We start from the raw sequence: 19,470 nt of genomic DNA on the forward strand, positions 1-19,470 counted from the left end.
TTTTCTCCATAAAAGAGGCGCAAGAGCCTCAGTGGCATTTCGGTTATTATTAGGACAAAAAATAGGTTATGAGCATCCTTATGGATGGTTGCGGGTTTTTGATGGGGATGAATTGCAAGAGTTTATTAAAGAAGTGAGTGAGGCTTTTCGCTTAACTGATACTTCTAATGAGGCTTGGGATTTGATTGATGCTATTATTTATGAATGGAAGGAAAGTTCTATAGCTATTATTAGTCCTGAGTTAGCAGCAGCTTTTAATGATGAAAATAAAGAGGGAAAATCATGTTAAAATTTATGTTCAAATAATGATAAAAGTTGCAATTAAGCACAATTTAAGTTAAGATAATAAATAGAATAGAGTTCAAGTTAATGATATGACTCACATAACATCAAAAAAAGTGGTAAGAAGAGGAAGAATTTTTCCTGAATTGACTATATCACCAGAAGAATTAGCTAGACGAGAAGCGGAAGATGAAATATTTTATCAACGTTGTCGGGCAATTTTTGAGCGTGTCCGTCCTGAATATATTGAAAGTCACTATGGTTGGTATATTGCTATAGAACCAGATAGTGGTGAATACTTTCTTGATCAAGATAATATTCAAGCTCATAAAAAAGTCCTTGAGAAATACCCAAAGGCTAAGAATTATGTGTTTTGCTTAAATGAAACAGGAACGACTGGGAGAATATGATTCAGGGAAATTTTGGTAGTGAGGGGCAGCTATTTTTTGAGCTTGATTTGATTACTGCTGATGGATTAAATTTACCTGTGGATGCGATGTTAGATACAGGATTTACCAAGTTTATGGCAATTAATACTCAAGATTTGGATGGACTTAATTGGGTTTTCCTTGGTAATGAACCTATGCAAACAGCACAAGGTGAATCAAGGTTTAATATCTATTTAGGTAAGGTAATATTGGATGGACAAGAGTATGAAATTCCTGTTCATGTGGGGGATAATATTACAGAAGTTTTATTAGGTTCTGAGTGGTTGAAGTTTTTGCGTTTGGTGGTGGATTTTCCAGAAAGTATTTTGACTTTGGGATAATTTTTTATTTCGCGCAGAGGCGCAGAGAAAGAGAGTTATTATAAAATATATATAGGATAAATAATGAATATCCAAATTAAACCGGAATTAGAGCAAATTATCGAAGCGCAAATTGCTACGGGTAGATATACAAATCCTGAAGATGTAATTAGTAAGGCTTTGAAGTTGCTTTTAGAGTGGGATAAGGGTTATCAGACTTGGGTGGAAGAAACACGGGAAAAGGTTGATGTTGCTATTGAACAATTGGATAGAGGGGAAGGTATTAATGGGGAAGTTGTGATTTCACAATTGCGGGATAAGTTGCGTCAAGCGAGAGAAATACAAGGATGAAAATACATATTATCTCTCCAGAAGCTAGTAGAGATTTATCAGAAATTATTGATTATTTTACCAATAGAAATATTGATGCTGGAGACCGTTTTGTTGATGAATTTGAAAAGAAGTGTAAATATTTAGCTAATTTCCCTAATATGGGGCGTAGCTATGAAAATATTAGGGTTGATTTGCGGGGTGTTCCTTTAGATGGTTACGTTATTCTTTATCGAGTTATTAATGGTGGGATTGAAATTGTGCGTGTAGTTAGTGGTTATCGAAATCTGGAATCTTTGTTTACAGAATCAATGGATGATTGAAACTTTATCTCACGCAAAGGCGCAAAGACGCAAAGGAAGAGAAGTGTTATAAAATATATACAGGATAAATAGTAGAATAAATCATGAATGCTTACAAGATTTATATCACGATTGAAGACCCGAAGCAGGTAGTTTTATCTGATTTACCTTTTCAAGTTGGACAGCGTGTGGAGATTATTGTTTTAGCTGAAGATAACCCGCAAGTTACAATTAGTAATAAGTTGCGGAATTTATTTGATAAAACTCAGGCTATTCCTGGTGTGGAAGAGGTTACAGAGGAGGATATAGCCGCAGAAATTGAAGCTTATCGGCGTGGGGAATGAAAGTTATTATTGATACTAATGTTTTAGTTTCTGCTGTTCTCAAGGGGAGAGAACCAAGGGATGTTATTCAATTTGTTGTGGATAGTCCTAATTGTGATTGGGTTGTTTCTGAGGAGATTTTAGCAGAGTATCAGGATGTGTTAAGTCGGAAGAAGTTTAAGTTGACAGATGAAGTCAGAAAAGAATGGTTAGATGTTATAGATTTGGTAACTAAATTAGTTGATGTTCAGGTAACTATAGATTTTGCTAGAGATAGAAAGGATGAAAAGTTTTTAGCTTGTGCTGTCGCAGCAGAGGCGGATTTTTTAATTACTGGAGATGCTGATTTTGATGAAGCACAGAATTTAGTGAATACTACTATTGTTTCTGTGTCTATGTTTAAGCGGTTGGTTTGTGATTTTAGAGGATAATCAGGCGATTAGAAAGATACATAAAAAAGTTAACCCTCTGCAAAACCAGTAAACTGCCTAATATGAGGCGCTCTAAAACCTAACACAATATCTGTTTTCGGTACTCCTAACTCTACTAATTGATTAGGAATTCCTTCTTCTGTAAAATCGCGCTGAATCCAAATTTTTCCATCTTTAATATCTACATGACTCATTGTACCATAGGTTCTATTTTCACCTTCCCAACCTATATGAACTACTAGATAGCGATTTCTTTGAATATCAAATATTAACTCGATTTCTGTTCCTTCAGAGCAATGACCGTCTGTATGTGTTGCTAATACTTGTTGTACTAATTTGGGATAATCTGATTTTTCCATAACACTGGAAACTGGTTTAATTTCTGCTATTGGTTTACCCGATTCGATGATAATTATACTTTCTCCTGCTGCTACTTGGTGAAGATAGCTAGTGAAGTTTTTCTGGATTTCATCAATGGTTATGGTTAACATGAGATGATTTTGTAGGAATGTCAATGATAATTAATTTATGATTCATCAGATAATAATTGTTCCAATATTTCTTCTGTAAGTCCTTTAGCTTGAGCATTTTTACCAATTCTATCAAAAACAGTTAGTAAATCTTCCTCTGCTTGGTCTTTTGCATATTTAGAGATGATATATTTTACTATCTCACGATAATTTAATATTTCCATAAGACTATAAAGTTATGAAGCTATCTGATAAATTACAGGTTTATATCTTGCTTCGGGAATCGGTTTACCTTCTATTTCCGCAGCTTCTAACCAAGCAGCTTTAGCTTTCAAAACTTCTTGCAGTGCTTCTTCTTCTGTTAAACCAAATCCTGAACAATATTTTAAATCAGGAATATCAGCAATATAACCTTCATCTTCTTGACTGTAGAAAATATTAATGTGATAGTGTTTCATTATTCATTCTCCATAGTTAAGGAATATTTTTCAATTAATATTAAAAATTGCTGAATTTGATAAGGAATAGCTTTACCATTGCGATTTTGTCAGTTAATAAGTTCGGGGATAGTTGGATGTGTAAAAATGTGATGACTACTGTTGATACGTGATAACGAAAAACCAAAGGCTTCAACTAATGTCACTAAATCATCAAATTGAATATTTCTAGATCCAGAAAGAACTTTCTCTAGTAATTTCCGCTTTTTTGACATTACTTTATTTTATCATTTTTTTACATTAAATTCTATCCTAATTTCATTATAATGATTTCTGGGATGATAAAATATTAATTGAAGTTCTGTTACTTTGGCTAAATGATTTTCTGTATGTCTTGCTAATACTGTTTTGACTAATTCAGAATAATTCATTGTTTCTATAAAATAATCTCCTGTTTGATGAGTGGAAATACTAGCAATTTTAATTGATGTAAGGTATAATAGTTTCAATCTTTTATTTTCGTAGGTTGGGTTAAGCGCAACGCACTTAAATTATAAAGATGTTGGGTTTTGTTTCTCAACCCAACCTACATAACTATCATTATTTTTTTGCAATCTTACGAACTAAAACAAATTAATACCTACTGGGAGATTATGCTTACCTTATTTAATGAACCAAATTCCACTTCGTTACTAAGTTTTATAACAGAAAAAGTTAAATCACTTAACACGGAAGATAATAATAGTTGGATATTCTATGCTATTACTTGCTACTTCAATCCCAAAACATTTAAAAATTTAATAGCTGAACTAAAAAAAATACTAGGTAATAAATTATCAGGTGTACATATATTAATTGATAGTCAGCAATGGGTCAAAAAAGGTCAAAATAAGGATGATTATATCAAAGATATTAGTGCAAATACACAAATACCTTCCAGCCAAATTACATTGACACCTATTGATTATCAAAATAAACTTTTTCATGCTAAAGGATACGCAATGATTAGTTCTTTAGATACCAGTGTTAAAAATCAACCTGAAGGCTTTGCTATTATCACTTCTGGAAATTTAACTAAATCAGGTTTGAATTCAAATATTGAACTTGGAAAAATTGTTTATGATAGTAATTCGCTTGAAGAATTCATGAACATTTTTTTTCAGTTGCAAAATAATTATTCATTATCACCACAAAAAGAAGCTGAACTAAGAAAATATCAGATTATTGCAAAAGGCACTTTTTATCATAAATGGCATCCTACAATTAATTTAAAAATTGAACTTGAATTGTCTTCGGAAGAGAAGAAAAGATTATACGAACTGACCAATAACGAAGAAACTAGGAAGAAGTTAGAAATATTTAAACTACAAAAACAGGAATCAATAACTGATGACCCAATAAATATAGAATCAGTTTTTGATATTTGTCCAGAGCCTATTCCTCCTAGTATATGGGCGAACTACAGTATTGATACTTTGTTAGGTCAATGGATGCCGTCTGAGATTAGTAAACTCATTGAGGAAGAAGTAGAAGAAAGTAAAAAAATTTTGAAACCACTTTTACAGGAAATTGGTGATTCCGAAAAAATAGCTCAATATACTAGAGAATTTAACGAATACGTAGACTGTAAAATGAGAGAAAATTTTATTGAGTTTAGTACAGATAATTTATTCGCCACTAAAAAATGGCAAGAAAGAGTAACTGCTTTCTTTGCAGATGATAATTTATTAAACGTTTTTATCTGTGACTATGAAAAAATTAATGTATCAGTCAATAAAATTAAATTCGATTTAATTAAGGAAATTCATAACCGCATTCAAGATTTTTATTACTCTCCTAATAGACATATAGGTTTAGGAAGAACTTTTGCCAACTTGAAAAATGAAAGTAAGCAAATGGAATTCGATAAAGAAATATCTGAAGTCAAAGAAAAATTAAAAAGACATAGGCTAGGAGCATTATATTATGAATTACAACAAAATAATCAAACTCCCACTCCAAAAAATACAGGAAATAAGCGTCTTCAACCAGGTGATATTTTTATTGCTTTTGAAATAATCAATAATAACGAAGAAATTAAATACGAAAGGTTAGATGGTGTTTTTATACGTCTTGATAAATCTCATGAAGACGGCACAGTAGACACTCTAATTTACAAAACCTCTGAAAGTAGTAAAGAAAAGAGTATAGCAATAAATAAATTGAGAACTTTCAAAAAACAATGGCTCTCCTAGAATTTGTTGTTTTAATAACAATATCTCTGAACGTTCTATCACTATAACGAAGTAAATAACCTGTTTTCATTCCCAAAATATTTTCTAGTTTAACTAGGTCAAGGTTTGATATATCTGCGATTTTACCAATAGTTCTTGTAGAAATTTACTGTGCATTATGATTACACCATGATATACAAAAAAAGGGATAAGCAAAACGCCTATCCCCAAAAAATCAAGTTATTAAAATTGAATAAAAAATCTAAACTGATGCAAAATCAGTAAACTGTCTCATATAAGGTGGCTTAAAACCTAAAACAATATCCGTTTTTGGTACTCCCAAATCTACCAACTCACTAGCTACCCCTTCCTCAGTAAAATCTCTCTGAATCCAGATTTTTCCATCTCTAATATCTACATGAATAATTGTCCCATAAGCCCTTTCATTATTTTCCCATCCTACATGAACTACTAAATAACTATTTCTTTCACAATCAAAAATTAACTCCTTTTCTGTTCCTTTGGAAGCATGATTTTCTGTATGTCTTGCTAATACAGTTTTTACCAATTCAGGATAATTCATTCCTTCCATAAAACAATCTCCTGTTTAATAGCTTCAAATATCAGTAATTTTAATTGATGTTCAGCAATGATTTCTTGAATAAACGGAATAAGAAAAAATTCTTTGTATATTTCATTACCAATCGCTAGATATAAAATGCGGTTGGGTTCTTTTTTTCTTAAAACAGAACGGTAATTTAGTGTTTGTCCTAAAGCTATATGAAATTCAGTAACTTCAGATTGACCTAAAAAAGATTTTATCTCAACTGCTATTTTTTGACCTTCCTTTTCTGCTCCTAATAGTCTTTCTGCTCCTAAATCAATTCTAAAGTCAAGAGTATCTACTGTAAATGATAAAGGATCATTAGTAATTAACCAACCATCTTTTTCTAAAGCTAACCTAACTGCATTGTGAAAAAAATCTTTTGCTGACATAAAAACTTATAATAACACCCTCCATCCCATTATATCCTCCCTCTGCGCTCTCTGCGTCTCTGCGGTTCGTTAAAAAAAAGGGATAAGCAAAACGCCTATCCCCAAAAAATCAACTAATTAATGACTTACGTTCCAGACTGCCAAGAATTGGTATAGTCAATTTGATCTGCTGTCAAACTATCAATGAAAATGCCCATAGCTTGCAACTTCAAACGAGCAATTTCTTCATCTACTTCTCTAGGAATAGAATGCAAACCAGCAGCTAAACTACCCTTATTCTTCACCAGGTATTCAACAGCTAATGCTTGGTTAGCAAAACTCATATCCATAACTGCGCTGGGGTGTCCTTCAGCAGCAGCCAAATTGATCAAACGTCCTTGTCCGAGTACAACTACGGACTTACCATTTGTCAATTTATACTCTTCAGTGAAAGGACGGACATCCTTGATTTCCTTAGCATTAGCGGCTAAGTATTTCAAATCAAGTTCCAAATCAAAGTGACCAGAGTTACAAACGATCGCACCGTCTTTCATCACATCGAAGTGTTCACCGCGAACGACGTGCTTGTTACCTGTCACAGTAATGAAGATATCACCGTGAGGCGCTGCTTCCGCCATAGGTAGCACGCGGAAACCATCCATAACGGCTTCAATAGCCTTGATGTGGTCAATTTCGGTAACGATGACGTTTGCACCCATACCACGGGCGCGGAGGGCTGTTCCCTTACCACACCAGCCATAACCGACAACGACAACAGTTTTACCAGCTAACAAAATATTTGTAGCGCGGATAATTCCGTCTAAGGTAGATTGACCAGTACCATAGCGATTATCAAAGAAGTGCTTGGTGTCTGCGTCGTTGACGTTCATGGCGGGGAAGGTGAGAACGCCTTCTTTAAACATGGCGCGTAACCGCACGATACCAGTTGTGGTTTCTTCGGTGCTACCAATTAAATCTGCAATTTGGTGTTGACGATGTTGAACTAATTCTGCTACCACGTCGCTACCGTCATCAACAATGATGTTGGGGCGATGATCTAAGGCGATTTGCACGTGGCGGTTATATGTAGCGGCATCTTCGCCTTTTTGAGCAAATACGGAAATTTCATGATCAGCTACAAGACTTGCAGCTACGTCATCTTGAGTTGATAAAGGGTTACTAGCAATTAAAACTGCATCAGCACCACCGGCTTTGAGAGCGATCGCTAAATGTGCAGTTTCTGTGGTGACGTGGGCGCAAGCTGCCAGGCGTAAACCAGCGAAGGGCTTTTCTTTGGCAAAGCGATCGCGGATTTGCTTCAATACGGGCATTTCTCTTCCAGCCCATTCAATCCGTTGTCTTCCCAAGGGAGCGAGGGCGAGGTCTTTAACCTCGTGCTTTAATATGGGAGTTGTTGCAATCATGAAAAATTATCCTCTAAAAAATGAAACAGGTCTATAAACCTTTACGTACTTTAACAATATTTTCTGACAAGTAGCCATATTTTCTCTCAAATACCCATATCTGAATCTTTTCGACTTGTCATGCTTATGCGATAGAGATGGTTCTTCCTCATCAATTCTATCATACCAGTTTTTTTCGATGGTGTCAAGGGGAAAAATCATTTTTGCGGCGCTTTTTTTGATTATTTACCACAAGTAAAAACTGACAAAATATCAAATAATATTCTCTGTGTAACTCTGCGTGAAACAAAATCATCATCAACAAAAGTAATCAGATAGAATCTAACAGAGCTTGTTTAAAATCCGCAGCAGTTTTAAAATGAAGTTGTGGTTTTTCCCGCAAAGCTAAGTCTATGACATCTGCTAACTTTTGGGGAATATTCTCCACATTATTATCCCGTTTTTGAATAGGAACAACATCATTTTTCAAGACACAGGAAAAAGGATCTCCCACAAAATCGCGGGGAACATCTCCTGTGAGCATACAATATAATGAAGCAGCAGCCGCCCAAACATCAACTTCTGGTAAAGCACGTTTAAAGTCTATTAATTGTTGACGACACATAAATACTGGACTACCTGCTTTTGTACCTGTTAATGTTTGTCCACTTAAACCTGCTAAATCAAAAGCCTTAGCTAAACCATAATCTCCAATTTTAGCGATCATTTTACCGTTAACATCAGTCAGAAAAATATTACTAGGTTTTAAATCTCGATGTACTAAACCTTTACCTGTACCTTTTGTACCATCAGCTAAGAGAACATGGGGAATTTCCACATTATGGGCATAGATTAAACCGTCGAGAACTTGTAAAATAATGGGGATAGCAATATTAACAGGTAAACATCCTCCTTGGGTTTCCATTAATTTGAGAACATCACCACAGTCACAATATTCCATCGTAAAGAAAAAGGCATTTTCCGCAAAACCATAGTCTAATAATTGGATGACATGGGGATGTTGTAAACATTTGGTATTTTCAGTTTCGCGTAAAAACTTTTTCACTCCTTCTGGTTGGGCTGCAACTTGAGGTAACATTAATTTTAAGGCTAGGAGTTTTTTGGTATGAATATGTTTAACTAAAAATACTTCTCCACAACCTCCTTGTCCTAAAGAATGGATGATGTGATAATTAGCTATAGATTGAAGATTTTGATAATTAGGATTTTGGTTATTTTGATTATTTTGATTATTTTGGTTAGCTAGGTTAAACAGGTTTTGAATAATCTCAAAAAAGTTCGGTTTATTGTTTTGTGGTTCTGGCTGATTTACTATTTGTCCTTGGATGGTAATATCAAAAATAATATCACCTATGGTCACGCGATCGCTGTTAGTTAAATCATATTCAGGATAGACTTTTTTTTGTGCTTCTTCAGGAGTGTCATTTGGTTCACGTTGGCCAATTTTTTTACCATTAACATAAGTACCATTTAAACTACCAAAATCGCGGATTCTAATTTGTGGTGGGTTAATATCTAATAAACAATGATAGCGAGATATTGTCATATCAATATCATCAGCAATTTGTAAATTACACTCTTCACTTCTACCGATAATACAAGTGCTGCGACTATCAAATATATATTTTTTTCCTGCGAGTTTACCTGTGGTAACGGTAAGGGTAATGGTAGATGTCATATTTGCCACAAATCAGGACTTGTAGCATTTTAAGTTTTTCAGGATGGTATTGTCAAGTTTAAGTACAGGTTAGTTTCGCGCAAAGACGCAAAGGAGCAAAGACGCAAAGAATATTTAGGATACAATCATCAATAACATCCTGTACATCCTCGCATCCTCGGTATCCTGATTCAGACAAAATACAATATACTGTATTAAAAACCATGTCCTTAATATTATGCAAGTTATCTGGACACCAAACACCAAACTACAAAATAAGTATATTATCCAAAGATCACTAGCAGGTGGTGGCTTTGGAAAAACCTACCTAGCAGAAGATACCAGACTAAAACGGTTAGTAGTAATTAAAACTCTCAACGAAAAACAACAGGAAAAAGAAAACTTTAGCGAAATACAACAGAAATTTATCCAAGAAGCAGAAGCATTAGTAAAATGTCAACATCCTCATATTGTTCAAGTTTACGATATGTTTGAGGAGAAAGGACTAGAAGCTATTGTCATGGAACATATTGATGGCAATGATTTAGAATTATATGTAAATAACTACAATGGTTACTTACCTGAAAGCGAAGGATTAAAATATATAGATCAAATTGGACAAGCCTTAGAATGTGTACATAAAAATGGATTATTACATCGAGATGTTAAACCCAGTAATATCTTGTTACGGAAAGAAACCAAACAAGCAGTATTAATTGATTTTGGTTTAGCGCGAGACTTTCAACCTGCTGCACTCAAAACTATGACAGGAATGTACACTGAAGGTTATGCTCCCATAGAACAATATGACTATGACAAACGCAAATTAATTAAACTCATTAATGTAGCCAATGTCAAACCAGGACATTATACAGATGTTTATGCTTTAGCTGCAACTCTATATACTGTATTAACCCAACGTCCACCTTTACCATCCTATAGTTTAGCGGATAGTGGTTTTCCTTTACCTGCACCACAACAATTTAATGACAAGATTAGTAATAAAGTAAATGCTGCTATTCTCCAAGCTATGCAAATACTACCGGAAAACCGTCCCCAAACTATTCGAGAGTTTCGAGAGTTGTTGGGTTTACTCAACCAACCTGTAATTAATATCCCTATTCAACCTTCTGAAATTAAGGTAAATAATTCTGAAACTATCAAAAGAGTATCTCCACAATTTGAAATTCCTATTCCTGTACCAGTAAAACCACAACCTATTGAAATTCCTCAATTTGAAATTCCTATTCCTATACCTGTAAAACCACAACCTCTGGAAATTCCTAAGTTGGAAATTCCTGTACCACAACCTAAGTTTCAATCTTTTACAGAAAATTTGGGAATTATAGAAAATAATCGCCAAGTATTATTAGATATGATAGCCATTCCTGGTGGAAATTTCTTCATGGGTTCACCAGATGACGATAAGCAAGCACGCGATGAAAAACCGCAACATCAAGTTACTGTTCCACCTTTTTATATGGGAAAATACCCGGTTACTCAACTACAATGGCAAAAGGTGGCCAGTTTACCCAAGGTAAAAATTGATTTAAACCCTCAACCATCACATTTTAAAGGTGAAAATCTTCCTGTTGAAAGGATTTCATGGCTTGACGCTCAGGAATTTTGTGCTAGACTAAATAATGCTACAGGTAAAAAATATCGGTTGCCCAGTGAAGCTGAATGGGAATACGCCTGTAGAGCTAAAACCACTACTCGCTATTATTTTGGTGATAGCATTACCACTGATTTAGCGAATTATGATAGAAAATATGGACAAACCACAGAAGTAGGAAAATTTTCACCTAATGCTTTTGGTTTGTATAATATGCACGGGAATGTGTGGGAATGGTGTGAAGATAACTGGCATGAAAATTATGATGGTGCGCCTAAAGATGGTAGTGCTTGGACAAGCCTAAACCATAATACAGCAGTGCTGCGGGGCGGTTCTTGGGACAACAATCCTAACCTCTGCCGTTCTGCGTCTCGCAACTACGACCTCTTCCGCGACCTCCGCGTCACCTATATTGGTTTTCGTGTTGTCTGCGCCGTTGGGAGGACTTTGTAGCCCTTTATACTTTTGTCCTTTTACCCTTTGCTCTTTTTTCTTTTCTCTTACCCCCCGCCTCTGGCGGAAAATTTTTTTGAAAAATGGGGTATGGGGTTTTTGAGGTTATTTAGTTGTAATTGATATGTGATGGGGGATGATAATGGCAATGTAACTATAATAATGGAGAAATGGGGAATTGTCAAGGGTGAGCGTAATTGATTAAATCAATGAAGCCAAAGTTTGCATCAACAGCTTAGATTCTTTACCCATGTCACCTTGTAATAAAAATTGATACCATTGTTGTAACTGTTGCCGAGCTAAAGTATAAAGTGGATCATCAATACCTAAGTTGAAAAGTTCCATAATCGCCTGTCTTTGAGTTTTTCCACGTCCTAAAATCCTCAACCAGAGAGTTGAAACATCTACAGGCAATTCATTTGTAACAACGATAGTAGTACAAAAAATTGGAGGCAAATTATAAACACCTGGAATATTCATAGCAGATGGCTTGACTCCAAATCCTTCAAAATGACGAGGGAAAATAGAGGGAACGATGATTAATTGGCTTTTATTATCCTCTTCTTCTGATTCTTCCTGATCTGTATCTTTTAAAGTTTCATTGACAGGAATAATCCCGCCATTAGTTTCACTTGTCCACGTTAAAAAATGATTTATACAGTTTCTTACTTCCTGCGTGTTTGGTGTCCAGCGTAGAGGTTGAATAATACAGGGAGTTGAAGTAAGTTCTCCCAATAATCCCAAGGATATCCTAGATTTATTAATATCAGGTTCAAACAATACATCTACTATTTTTGCTTCCGCCACCACTTCGGGACTAACTAATATATTAGGGTTATTAGTAAAGAGTGTTTCTATATATGTACGTTCCCAACCAAATCGAGAAGGATGTTTATAGACTCTTAATTTAGGGTTGCGGGGAATAAGTTCATTCAGGAAAACATTACCATAATTACTAAGTAGTGCAGAAAGGTAATTTTGGGCAAAAATCACAAAAGATGGTCGAGACATAGGAAATTTTTCAAAAATATTATTTCTAAGATATTATACATTTAATTAGCCATATTTTATCATAAATACCTATTAGCTAGTAGATACTACCTTTATCTTCAATATAAGTAAGATTAAGACCTGATCTAACTTTTGGCTTTTTCATCCTTCTCTGATAAGACTATAGCAACCTTGCGAGTTACCCAAGGAGGTATTTGAGTGCTAGTTCAATTTTTAGCTATTACGGGTTCAATGATCATATCTATTGCACCTATACCTAAAGCTACAACCCAAACTCCAGAGAATTTACACAAAACTGCATTTATCAAAACAGCATTAACCCAACCACAACCAGAAACGCAAACTCAATTTTTCCAACAAGTTGGTATTGCTACTGCTAGTACCATCACTATGATGATTATGAGTTGGGGAGTCCGTCGTTTCCAAAAACGTTTAAGTAATAATTTACTAAAATCATTTGAGTCTAATTCCTTAGATGATCAACCCATTACCAAATTAATTAATCAACAACAGCAACATCTTCAAGAAGTTAAAACCAGACTATTTCAACTTGCACAAGCTGGAATTTGGGTCAGTGGCAATTTAATTATTTTAGGACTATTTCCTGCTACCCAAGCCTTACAAATTGGGATTCTCACCATTGCCAAAATTCCCATCAAATTAATTATTGTTGGTGTGGGAACGTATGTCATAGTCCGGTTTACTTATGCTATCATCGATCATTTTACCTCTACCATCATTAGTGGTGGAGCATTACTAACTCCAGAAACTTCCGAACGTCTACAATTGAGAATATCCACATTTTCCGGTGTCACTAAAAGTATCACCACCATTATTTGGGTAGGTGCGGGAATTTTAATGTCCTTAATTGCCTTGGGAATAAATATTGTTCCTCTTCTGGCTGGTGCCGGTTTGGTCGGTGTGGCTATATCTCTCGCTTCCCAAAACTTAATCAAAGACGCAATTAACGGCTTTCTAATTATTTTTGAAGATCAATATGCCCTGGGTGATATGATTACCGTCGGCAGTGTGGGCGGTTTGGTGGAAAAGTTGAATCTACGAATGACTCAAGTTCGAGATTCAGAAGGGCGTTTAATTACCATTCCCAATAGTGAAGTCAAGATTGTAGCTAATCTCTCCAGCCGCTGGTCACGGGCTGATTTAAGTATTCCGATTTCTTATCAAGCTGATGTAGACAAAGCTTTACAATTAATTGAAAATGTGGGTTTGGAGATGAGTCAAGATCCCGAATGGCAACATCAAATTCTGGAAAAGCCGAATGTTTTAGGAGTTGAACATTTTAGCGATCGCGGAGTTATGATTCGTGTCTTAATCAAAACTCAGCCCCTCAAGCAATGGGCTGTAGCCAGAGAATATCGTCGTCGTCTCAAAATCTCCTTAGACGCAGCCGGAATTTATATTCCCGTACCCCAACAAGCCAATTGGGTTACTGACTTTTGACAACACCCCGACTTCTTGCTTCTATCCTATTTAAGCCAGGAGTCAAGGATCTACATCCCACCCCTACAAATCTGGGGTTTTCGTGATTTTACTTTCATTCCGTATCTCAACCGTTTTTAGTATAATTTAGTAATTAGTAGTTGGTAATTGTCAAATAATCCAAAATCTACCGCCGCCCTGTTTAGAGTATAAAATCAAACAGGGCTATTTTCTATCGTTCCCTTGGCAATATAGTAGATTTGTACTATACTATTAAAATAGTCTTCAAACCTGGAAAGACTTATGGAATAGGGATTTTAAGGACTACACCTATGATGAAGCATTATATTCTCAATCTTAACCCCACCGCCAAGCATGAATGGGACCGTTATATTATCCGTGATCCTTTAACGGCAAAACGTCCAGATATAGCTAAAATAATTTCTGAAGCCGTAGGTGCAGATACAGGTAGTTATTTAGTCAGTGTAAATATTGAAGTAACGGTATTACAGGAAGCACCAACACCATCACCCGAACAGCTTTCCCTACCGTTTCCAGAAACGAATACAGCATCAATGCGAAGAGAAGCAGCTTAGATATTCAATGATCAACCAATAAGGTTCTCGACTTATATAATCAGTCGGGGATCTTATTTATATTTATTTGTAAGTTTACCTGACCAATAAATTATTACCGCGATTTCCAATCATATAAGGTACATCTTAGCCCCCTCTTTGCTTGCGGGGAGGGGGTTGGGGGTGGGGTTCTTATTCCAGGTTTGATGACAATTTGCTGTAAATAAGTTTTTCACTCCTAAATACGGTTAAGAAATGGACTTTTGTATAATGACAAATAACCAATATTTGTAAGGGTAAAGCAAAAGCTAAACCCCTACACTTGATGCTTGATTAATGATTTTTTGGATTCTTAATCTTTAGCGGAAATATTTAAAGTTTTTCGGACCTGTATAACCTGTGATTTTTCCTAGTTCCTCTAGAGTTTGGACTCCGCTATAAATTTTACCATTAATAATCCAACTTGGAAAACCCTCGATTTTTGCAGCTTTACATAATTCTGGTTTACCTTTGGGACTATCAGCCGCACACTCTATCGCCGAATTATCATTAATGATTTGATAAGCTTCTTTACCAAATAGTAGCTTTTGTTCGTGACAGTGCGGACACCAATAGGCTACATATTCTTTAGCACCAGATTTGACAAGATGTTGGGCTAGGGCTATTTCGGCTTCACCGGATTTAGTGGTAATTTCCCAGCCAAATTCAGGATTTGGTTGTTCTTTAGGAGTAAAGGTAATTGCTGTTGGTTTACCATCAGTTGATTCAGTAATGTTACCTGATGAATTTATTTGAGAATAAACTCCTAAAGTTCCAATTAGTGTCACCATTGCCACAATCAAAGCTGTAAATAAAAGTTGTCCGATGTCTTCCCAGTCTTTACCTACGACAGTTAACACTAACATAGTTAATGCAAACAAGGCAGAGGCGATACAATAAAGACAAACAGCTTTGAGTTGAAATGCCAGGACATACATTAAGTATGCACTGAAAACTGACATTGCGATCGCTCCCACAAACAGTAACCACCAAGTCAAATTTTCCAGTTGTTTCTGGTTTTTGGGATTTTCCCCTCGGTTCAATGCTAAAGGAGCTAAAGCAAATATCAACATCCCCATGTATGCCAATAAACCAAATACAGGTAATGGTTGACCAAGAACCGTAGCCCAAGGACTAGAAAGGACATCCACACAACCCTTAACATTTTCTGGTGTAGTGCAAACCGGAATTTTACCTGAGAGCTTTTCATAGGTCAGATAACCTGTATTCAGGATACCAAAACCAGCAATAGTTGCGATCGCCGGACGCGACCATTTATGAATCCAAGGAGTAGAACGACGACGAATCATAATATTGGTAATTGGTGATTGGTAATTGGTAATGGGTAATTGGTTCAGATACCTTCTATCATCTAAATCAAAAGAATCATAGTTCAGATATCATCTAAATCAAGAAAATCAAAAGCATCATAGTTTAGACAAATAGAGGTCTGCGGGCAGCTTCTATAAATTGGCTGACGCGAATCGGATCTATTGGTTGCTGAATTTGACCATGACGTTTCAGAGAACTAGAAACAATCACCCCGTCTGCGGCTTGTAACAAAGTACCCACATTTTCCCAACTTGCACCACTACCAATAAACACAGGAGTACCAGCAGCAGCATTACTAGCCAGTTCCAAATCCTCTTGGTTAGGAGGACTACCAGTAGCCCAACCAGATAAAATTACCGCATCAGCCAAACCCCGTTCAATAGTATCCTTAACAGCAACCGTCAAATTAGGAGAACTCAAAGGACGGGCGTGTTTGACCAAAACATCAGCAAAAATTTTCACATCAGATCCTAATTCCCGCCGATATCGTAATAATTGATGAGCTTCCCCTTCAATTAAACCTTGATCCGTTGCCATCACACCCGTGAGAACATTAATTCTGATAAACTGGGCATTAATGCAACTAGCAATAGCGATCGCACTTCTACCATCATTGCGTAACACATTTAACCCCAAAGGCACAGTAACTAAATTCTGAATGCGTTGCACAACCACAGTCATAGCACTTACAACTGCGGGGTCAACTTGATTTTTCGTAAATGGGGCATCAAAAAAATTCTCAACGATAATCCCATCTACACCTCCACTGGCAAGGGCTGTGGCTTCTTGTTCGGCGCGGTCAATCACTGCTTTGAGACTACCTCCCCAACGGGCTGAAGTCGGAAGAGGTAGCAGATGTACTACACCAATAATTGGTGTTCGGGTTTTAAATAACTGATATAAGTCCACGTCTTTAATTTACTTGTCACAGTCTGGAGTTCTTGCCTATTCCCACTCTCCAGACGCTACGGTGTACACACAAGTTATCGAATCACCATTATTCCTCAAATTACCCCACCCTAACCCTCCCCTTGGAAATGGGAGGGAACTAATTTTTCCGGTTTCCTCCCTTTATAAGGGGGGATTAAGGGGGGTAATTTAACTTGTGTATACACGATAGCTCTCCAGACGAGGGGGTAACAAAATGGCATCAATAACTAGACAGGAAGAATCCAACAGAAAATGTAGATTCTCCAAGCATTACAGCCTTCCGCCTTTTATACTAATAATATAAGTTGCTTTAGGGAACAGAAAACAGGGAATAGATGATTAGTCATAGGTAATTAGTAATTTTTCCTATCTTCCTGCCCCTGACCCCACCTTTTTACAGTCAAATTATTGCCTCCTCCTGAAGATATAAATTAAATCCCAACCTTCCATAAGATATGTTAAGATAGAATCTGATGACAAGAGAAGTTTGCCACTCACAAGATGCAAGGCAGCTTCCCGGCATTTAATTGCAAATGTCCGAGTAGCATTACTGCTTGATAGGCGTAGTCGCCAATGCGATTTCCCCGGTTGGGTAGCGGCTTCTCACAACAGACCTCTTGGTCGGCTTCCCAACGGGTAAATTAACAACGCCCACGCTGCGGTAATGCAAAATACCATTAAGCGAATTGTTAAAAATATAATGAGTGTCAAACTTACCCAAAGACACTTAAAGATTACCCTGGGAAACAAATTAGTAGAAGTATCATAACATGACCCCTATCAACATGATAGGTGAAGGTCGTAATCTGGCTTTTACTAGTTAAAGTTGCTAGTTATATAGGTTAAATCTGGTAATTAGTAGCGGGTAGTTGGGTGGAAAAGACAACAGAAATCAGAAAGTAGGGGCGCAGGGCCTGCGCCCAGCCAGAAATCGGGAATAAACCCCCTTGATTTTTGGTTAAAGCTTTGTGCTTCTATTTACCTGAAATCTACTAAATTTGTTGATTTCCGACCCAACGCTTGAATGTTAATTAACAAGGAAAAACGGAAGATTTATTCAAAATATGGTTGAAAAGCCAACGATCGCAATTTCTCACCTGGGCTGCGAGAAAAATCGAATTGATACAGAACATATGCTAGGGCTGCTAGTAAATGCAGGCTATGGTGTAGATAGTAACGAAGAAATAGCAGATTACGTAATTGTTAACACCTGTAGTTTCATCGAAGCGGCTCGACAGGAATCAGTAAAAACCCTAGTAGAACTAGCGGAAGCCAAGAAAAAAATCGTCATTACTGGCTGCATGGCGCAACACTTTCAAGAACAATTATTGGAAGAATTGCCCGAAGCAGTGGCGGTAGTGGGAACAGGGGATTATCACAAAATCGTTGATATTATCGAGCGAGTAGAACAGGGAGAGAGAGTTAAAGAAATTACTGCCGAACCTACCTATATTGCCGATGAAACCATACCCCGTTATCGGACAACCACCGAAGGAGTAGCTTACCTGCGAGTAGCAGAAGGCTGTGATTATCGGTGTGCATTTTGTATTATTCCCCATTTGCGAGGAAACCAGCGATCGCGTACCATTGAATCAATAGTCGCCGAAGCCCAACAACTGGCAAGTCAAGGTGTCAAAGAAATAATTCTCATTTCCCAAATCACCACCAATTACGGCTTAGATATTTACGGGAAACCCAAATTAGCCGAATTACTGCGGGCATTAGGCAAAGTAGATATCCCTTGGATTCGGATGCACTACGCCTATCCCACCGGACTCACACCCGATGTAATTGCCGCCATCCAAGAAACCCCCAACTGTTTACCATATTTGGATTTGCCTCTCCAACATTCCCATCCAGAAATTCTCCGCGCCATGAATCGTCCTTGGCAAGGACAAATTAATGATGGAATTATGGAACGGCTGAAAATTGCCCTACCATCAGCAGTGTTCAGAACCACATTTATAGTTGGTTTTCCGGGAGAAACAGAAGCACATTTTCAACATTTATTAGAGTTTACCCAACGACATAAATTTGATCATGTTGGTGTCTTCACCTTCTCACCAGAAGAAGGAACTCCGGCCTACAATCTACCCAATCAAATTCCCGCAGAAGTGATGACGGAACGCCGTAATCAACTTATGGAATTACAACAACCAATTTCCTTCCAGAAAAATCAGCAGGAAGTCGGCAAAGTAGTTGATGTCCTGATTGAACAAGAAAACCCCGAAGGTGGAGAATTAATCGGTCGTTCCGGCAGATTTTCTCCCGAAGTTGATGGTCAAGTCTATGTTAAAGGAGAGGCTAGGCTAGGAACCATCGTCAAAGTAGCAATTCAAAGTGCCGATGAGTATGACCTCTATGGTCAAGTTATCAATAGTGATAGATTATCTTCCTATCTGCTATCTGCTGTTGTATAAGACTTAATTACAAATAAGTATCGGCTGACAAGTTCAAAATTTACAATCAAATCTAGGAGCATT

Annotated in this window: 22 protein-coding genes and 1 pseudogene; 12 read left to right on the top strand and 11 right to left on the bottom strand. The window is 36.7% G+C overall.

All coding sequences use genetic code 11. The features are described from left to right. The 7 genes and pseudogenes from FJR05_RS22690 to FJR05_RS22720 form a co-directional block, all read left to right on the top strand. Positions 1–289: pseudogene (locus tag FJR05_RS22690) on the top strand (hypothetical protein); the annotation flags it as partial. An 85-nt stretch (positions 290–374) separates the two neighbouring features. Beyond that, on the top strand, positions 375–692 hold the full coding sequence (locus FJR05_RS22695; RefSeq protein WP_168646210.1) for a hypothetical protein: 318 nt from the start codon (positions 375–377) through the stop codon (positions 690–692). Beyond that, positions 689–1,051 (top strand): aspartyl protease, encoded by a 363-nt coding sequence (locus FJR05_RS22700; RefSeq protein WP_168646211.1) that lies wholly within the window; start codon positions 689–691, stop codon positions 1,049–1,051. Before FJR05_RS22695 ends, FJR05_RS22700 begins: the two co-directional genes overlap by 4 nt. 63 nt (positions 1,052–1,114) lie before the next feature. Then, on the top strand, positions 1,115–1,381 hold the full coding sequence (locus tag FJR05_RS22705; protein ID WP_168646212.1) for a type II toxin-antitoxin system ParD family antitoxin: 267 nt from the start codon (positions 1,115–1,117) through the stop codon (positions 1,379–1,381). Beyond that, complete coding sequence (locus FJR05_RS22710; protein ID WP_168646213.1) at positions 1,378–1,683, top strand: type II toxin-antitoxin system RelE/ParE family toxin; 306 nt, start codon at positions 1,378–1,380, stop codon at positions 1,681–1,683. Before FJR05_RS22705 ends, FJR05_RS22710 begins: the two co-directional genes overlap by 4 nt. An 83-nt stretch (positions 1,684–1,766) precedes the next feature. After that, complete coding sequence (locus tag FJR05_RS22715) at positions 1,767–2,006, top strand: hypothetical protein (protein WP_168646214.1); 240 nt, start codon at positions 1,767–1,769, stop codon at positions 2,004–2,006. Beyond that, positions 2,003–2,416 carry a putative toxin-antitoxin system toxin component, PIN family gene (locus FJR05_RS22720; protein ID WP_168646215.1) on the top strand — a complete coding sequence of 138 codons (414 nt, stop codon included), beginning with the start codon at positions 2,003–2,005 and terminating at the stop codon, positions 2,414–2,416. Before FJR05_RS22715 ends, FJR05_RS22720 begins: the two co-directional genes overlap by 4 nt. A gap of 29 nt (positions 2,417–2,445) precedes the next feature. On the opposite strand, the gene FJR05_RS22725 is transcribed toward FJR05_RS22720, so the two are convergent. From FJR05_RS22725 to FJR05_RS27465, 4 genes are all read right to left on the bottom strand, one after another. Beyond that, the gene (locus tag FJR05_RS22725) at positions 2,446–2,907 is read right to left on the bottom strand and encodes an element excision factor XisI family protein (RefSeq protein WP_168646216.1); all 462 of its coding nucleotides are present in this window, start codon (positions 2,905–2,907) and stop codon (positions 2,446–2,448) included. Between the two features lie 35 nt (positions 2,908–2,942). Then, the gene (locus FJR05_RS27460) at positions 2,943–3,110 is read right to left on the bottom strand and encodes a hypothetical protein (RefSeq protein WP_168646217.1); all 168 of its coding nucleotides are present in this window, start codon (positions 3,108–3,110) and stop codon (positions 2,943–2,945) included. 12 nt (positions 3,111–3,122) lie between these two features. Further along, entirely contained in the window at positions 3,123–3,344 is a 222-nt protein-coding gene (locus FJR05_RS22735; RefSeq protein ID WP_148759659.1) for a type II toxin-antitoxin system HicB family antitoxin, read from the bottom strand. 89 nt (positions 3,345–3,433) lie between these two features. Next, positions 3,434–3,598 carry a type II toxin-antitoxin system HicA family toxin gene (locus tag FJR05_RS27465; protein ID WP_254447035.1) on the bottom strand — a complete coding sequence of 55 codons (165 nt, stop codon included), beginning with the start codon at positions 3,596–3,598 and terminating at the stop codon, positions 3,434–3,436. Positions 3,599–3,931: 333 nt separating this feature from the next. On the opposite strand from FJR05_RS27465, the gene FJR05_RS22745 reads away from it, so the two are divergent. Then, a complete protein-coding gene (locus FJR05_RS22745; RefSeq protein ID WP_168646218.1) occupies positions 3,932–5,557 on the top strand; it encodes a phospholipase D-like domain-containing protein in 1,626 nt (541 codons plus the stop codon). A gap of 241 nt (positions 5,558–5,798) precedes the next feature. Here the strand turns inward: FJR05_RS22745 and FJR05_RS22750 are convergent, their stop codons facing one another. The 4 genes from FJR05_RS22750 to FJR05_RS22765 form a co-directional block, all read right to left on the bottom strand. Beyond that, positions 5,799–6,128 (bottom strand): XisI protein, encoded by a 330-nt coding sequence (locus FJR05_RS22750; RefSeq protein WP_017804276.1) that lies wholly within the window; start codon positions 6,126–6,128, stop codon positions 5,799–5,801. Next, a complete protein-coding gene (locus FJR05_RS22755) occupies positions 6,116–6,532 on the bottom strand; it encodes a XisH family protein (RefSeq protein WP_168646219.1) in 417 nt (138 codons plus the stop codon). The genes FJR05_RS22750 and FJR05_RS22755 overlap by 13 nt, the downstream gene beginning before the upstream one ends. Before the next feature lie 125 nt (positions 6,533–6,657). Further along, entirely contained in the window at positions 6,658–7,935 is a 1,278-nt protein-coding gene (ahcY, locus tag FJR05_RS22760; RefSeq protein WP_168646220.1) for an adenosylhomocysteinase, read from the bottom strand. A 310-nt stretch (positions 7,936–8,245) separates the two neighbouring features. Further along, positions 8,246–9,613: a protein kinase gene (locus FJR05_RS22765; protein WP_168646221.1), complete on the bottom strand. Its 1,368-nt coding sequence runs from the start codon at positions 9,611–9,613 to the stop codon at positions 8,246–8,248. A 217-nt stretch (positions 9,614–9,830) separates the two neighbouring features. Here FJR05_RS22765 and FJR05_RS27470 point away from each other — a divergent pair, with 217 nt between their 5' ends. Next, complete coding sequence (locus tag FJR05_RS27470) at positions 9,831–11,660, top strand: SUMF1/EgtB/PvdO family nonheme iron enzyme (RefSeq protein ID WP_168646222.1); 1,830 nt, start codon at positions 9,831–9,833, stop codon at positions 11,658–11,660. A gap of 201 nt (positions 11,661–11,861) precedes the next feature. Here FJR05_RS27470 and FJR05_RS22775 read toward each other — a convergent pair whose 3' ends face one another. Next, on the bottom strand, positions 11,862–12,671 hold the full coding sequence (locus FJR05_RS22775; RefSeq protein ID WP_168646223.1) for a hypothetical protein: 810 nt from the start codon (positions 12,669–12,671) through the stop codon (positions 11,862–11,864). 198 nt (positions 12,672–12,869) lie between these two features. Between FJR05_RS22775 and FJR05_RS22780 the strand changes: the two genes are divergently transcribed. Both FJR05_RS22780 and FJR05_RS22785 read left to right on the top strand, forming a co-directional pair. Next, positions 12,870–14,132 (top strand): mechanosensitive ion channel family protein, encoded by a 1,263-nt coding sequence (locus FJR05_RS22780; protein ID WP_371416932.1) that lies wholly within the window; start codon positions 12,870–12,872, stop codon positions 14,130–14,132. Between the two features lie 311 nt (positions 14,133–14,443). After that, positions 14,444–14,707 (top strand): hypothetical protein, encoded by a 264-nt coding sequence (locus FJR05_RS22785; RefSeq protein WP_168646224.1) that lies wholly within the window; start codon positions 14,444–14,446, stop codon positions 14,705–14,707. Between the two features lie 338 nt (positions 14,708–15,045). Here FJR05_RS22785 and FJR05_RS22790 read toward each other — a convergent pair whose 3' ends face one another. Next, positions 15,046–16,035 (bottom strand): vitamin K epoxide reductase family protein, encoded by a 990-nt coding sequence (locus FJR05_RS22790; protein WP_168646225.1) that lies wholly within the window; start codon positions 16,033–16,035, stop codon positions 15,046–15,048. Between the two features lie 124 nt (positions 16,036–16,159). After that, positions 16,160–16,966 (bottom strand): photosystem I biogenesis protein BtpA, encoded by an 807-nt coding sequence (gene btpA / locus FJR05_RS22795; RefSeq protein ID WP_168646226.1) that lies wholly within the window; start codon positions 16,964–16,966, stop codon positions 16,160–16,162. 1,085 nt (positions 16,967–18,051) lie between these two features. Between btpA and rimO the strand changes: the two genes are divergently transcribed. Beyond that, on the top strand, positions 18,052–19,407 hold the full coding sequence (gene rimO, locus FJR05_RS22800) for a 30S ribosomal protein S12 methylthiotransferase RimO (protein ID WP_168646227.1): 1,356 nt from the start codon (positions 18,052–18,054) through the stop codon (positions 19,405–19,407). Positions 19,408–19,470: the final 63 nt, after the last annotated feature.

The sequence above is a fragment of the Dolichospermum sp. UHCC 0259 genome, assembly GCF_009711935.1.
Classification (GTDB): Bacteria; Cyanobacteriota; Cyanobacteriia; order Cyanobacteriales; family Nostocaceae; genus Dolichospermum.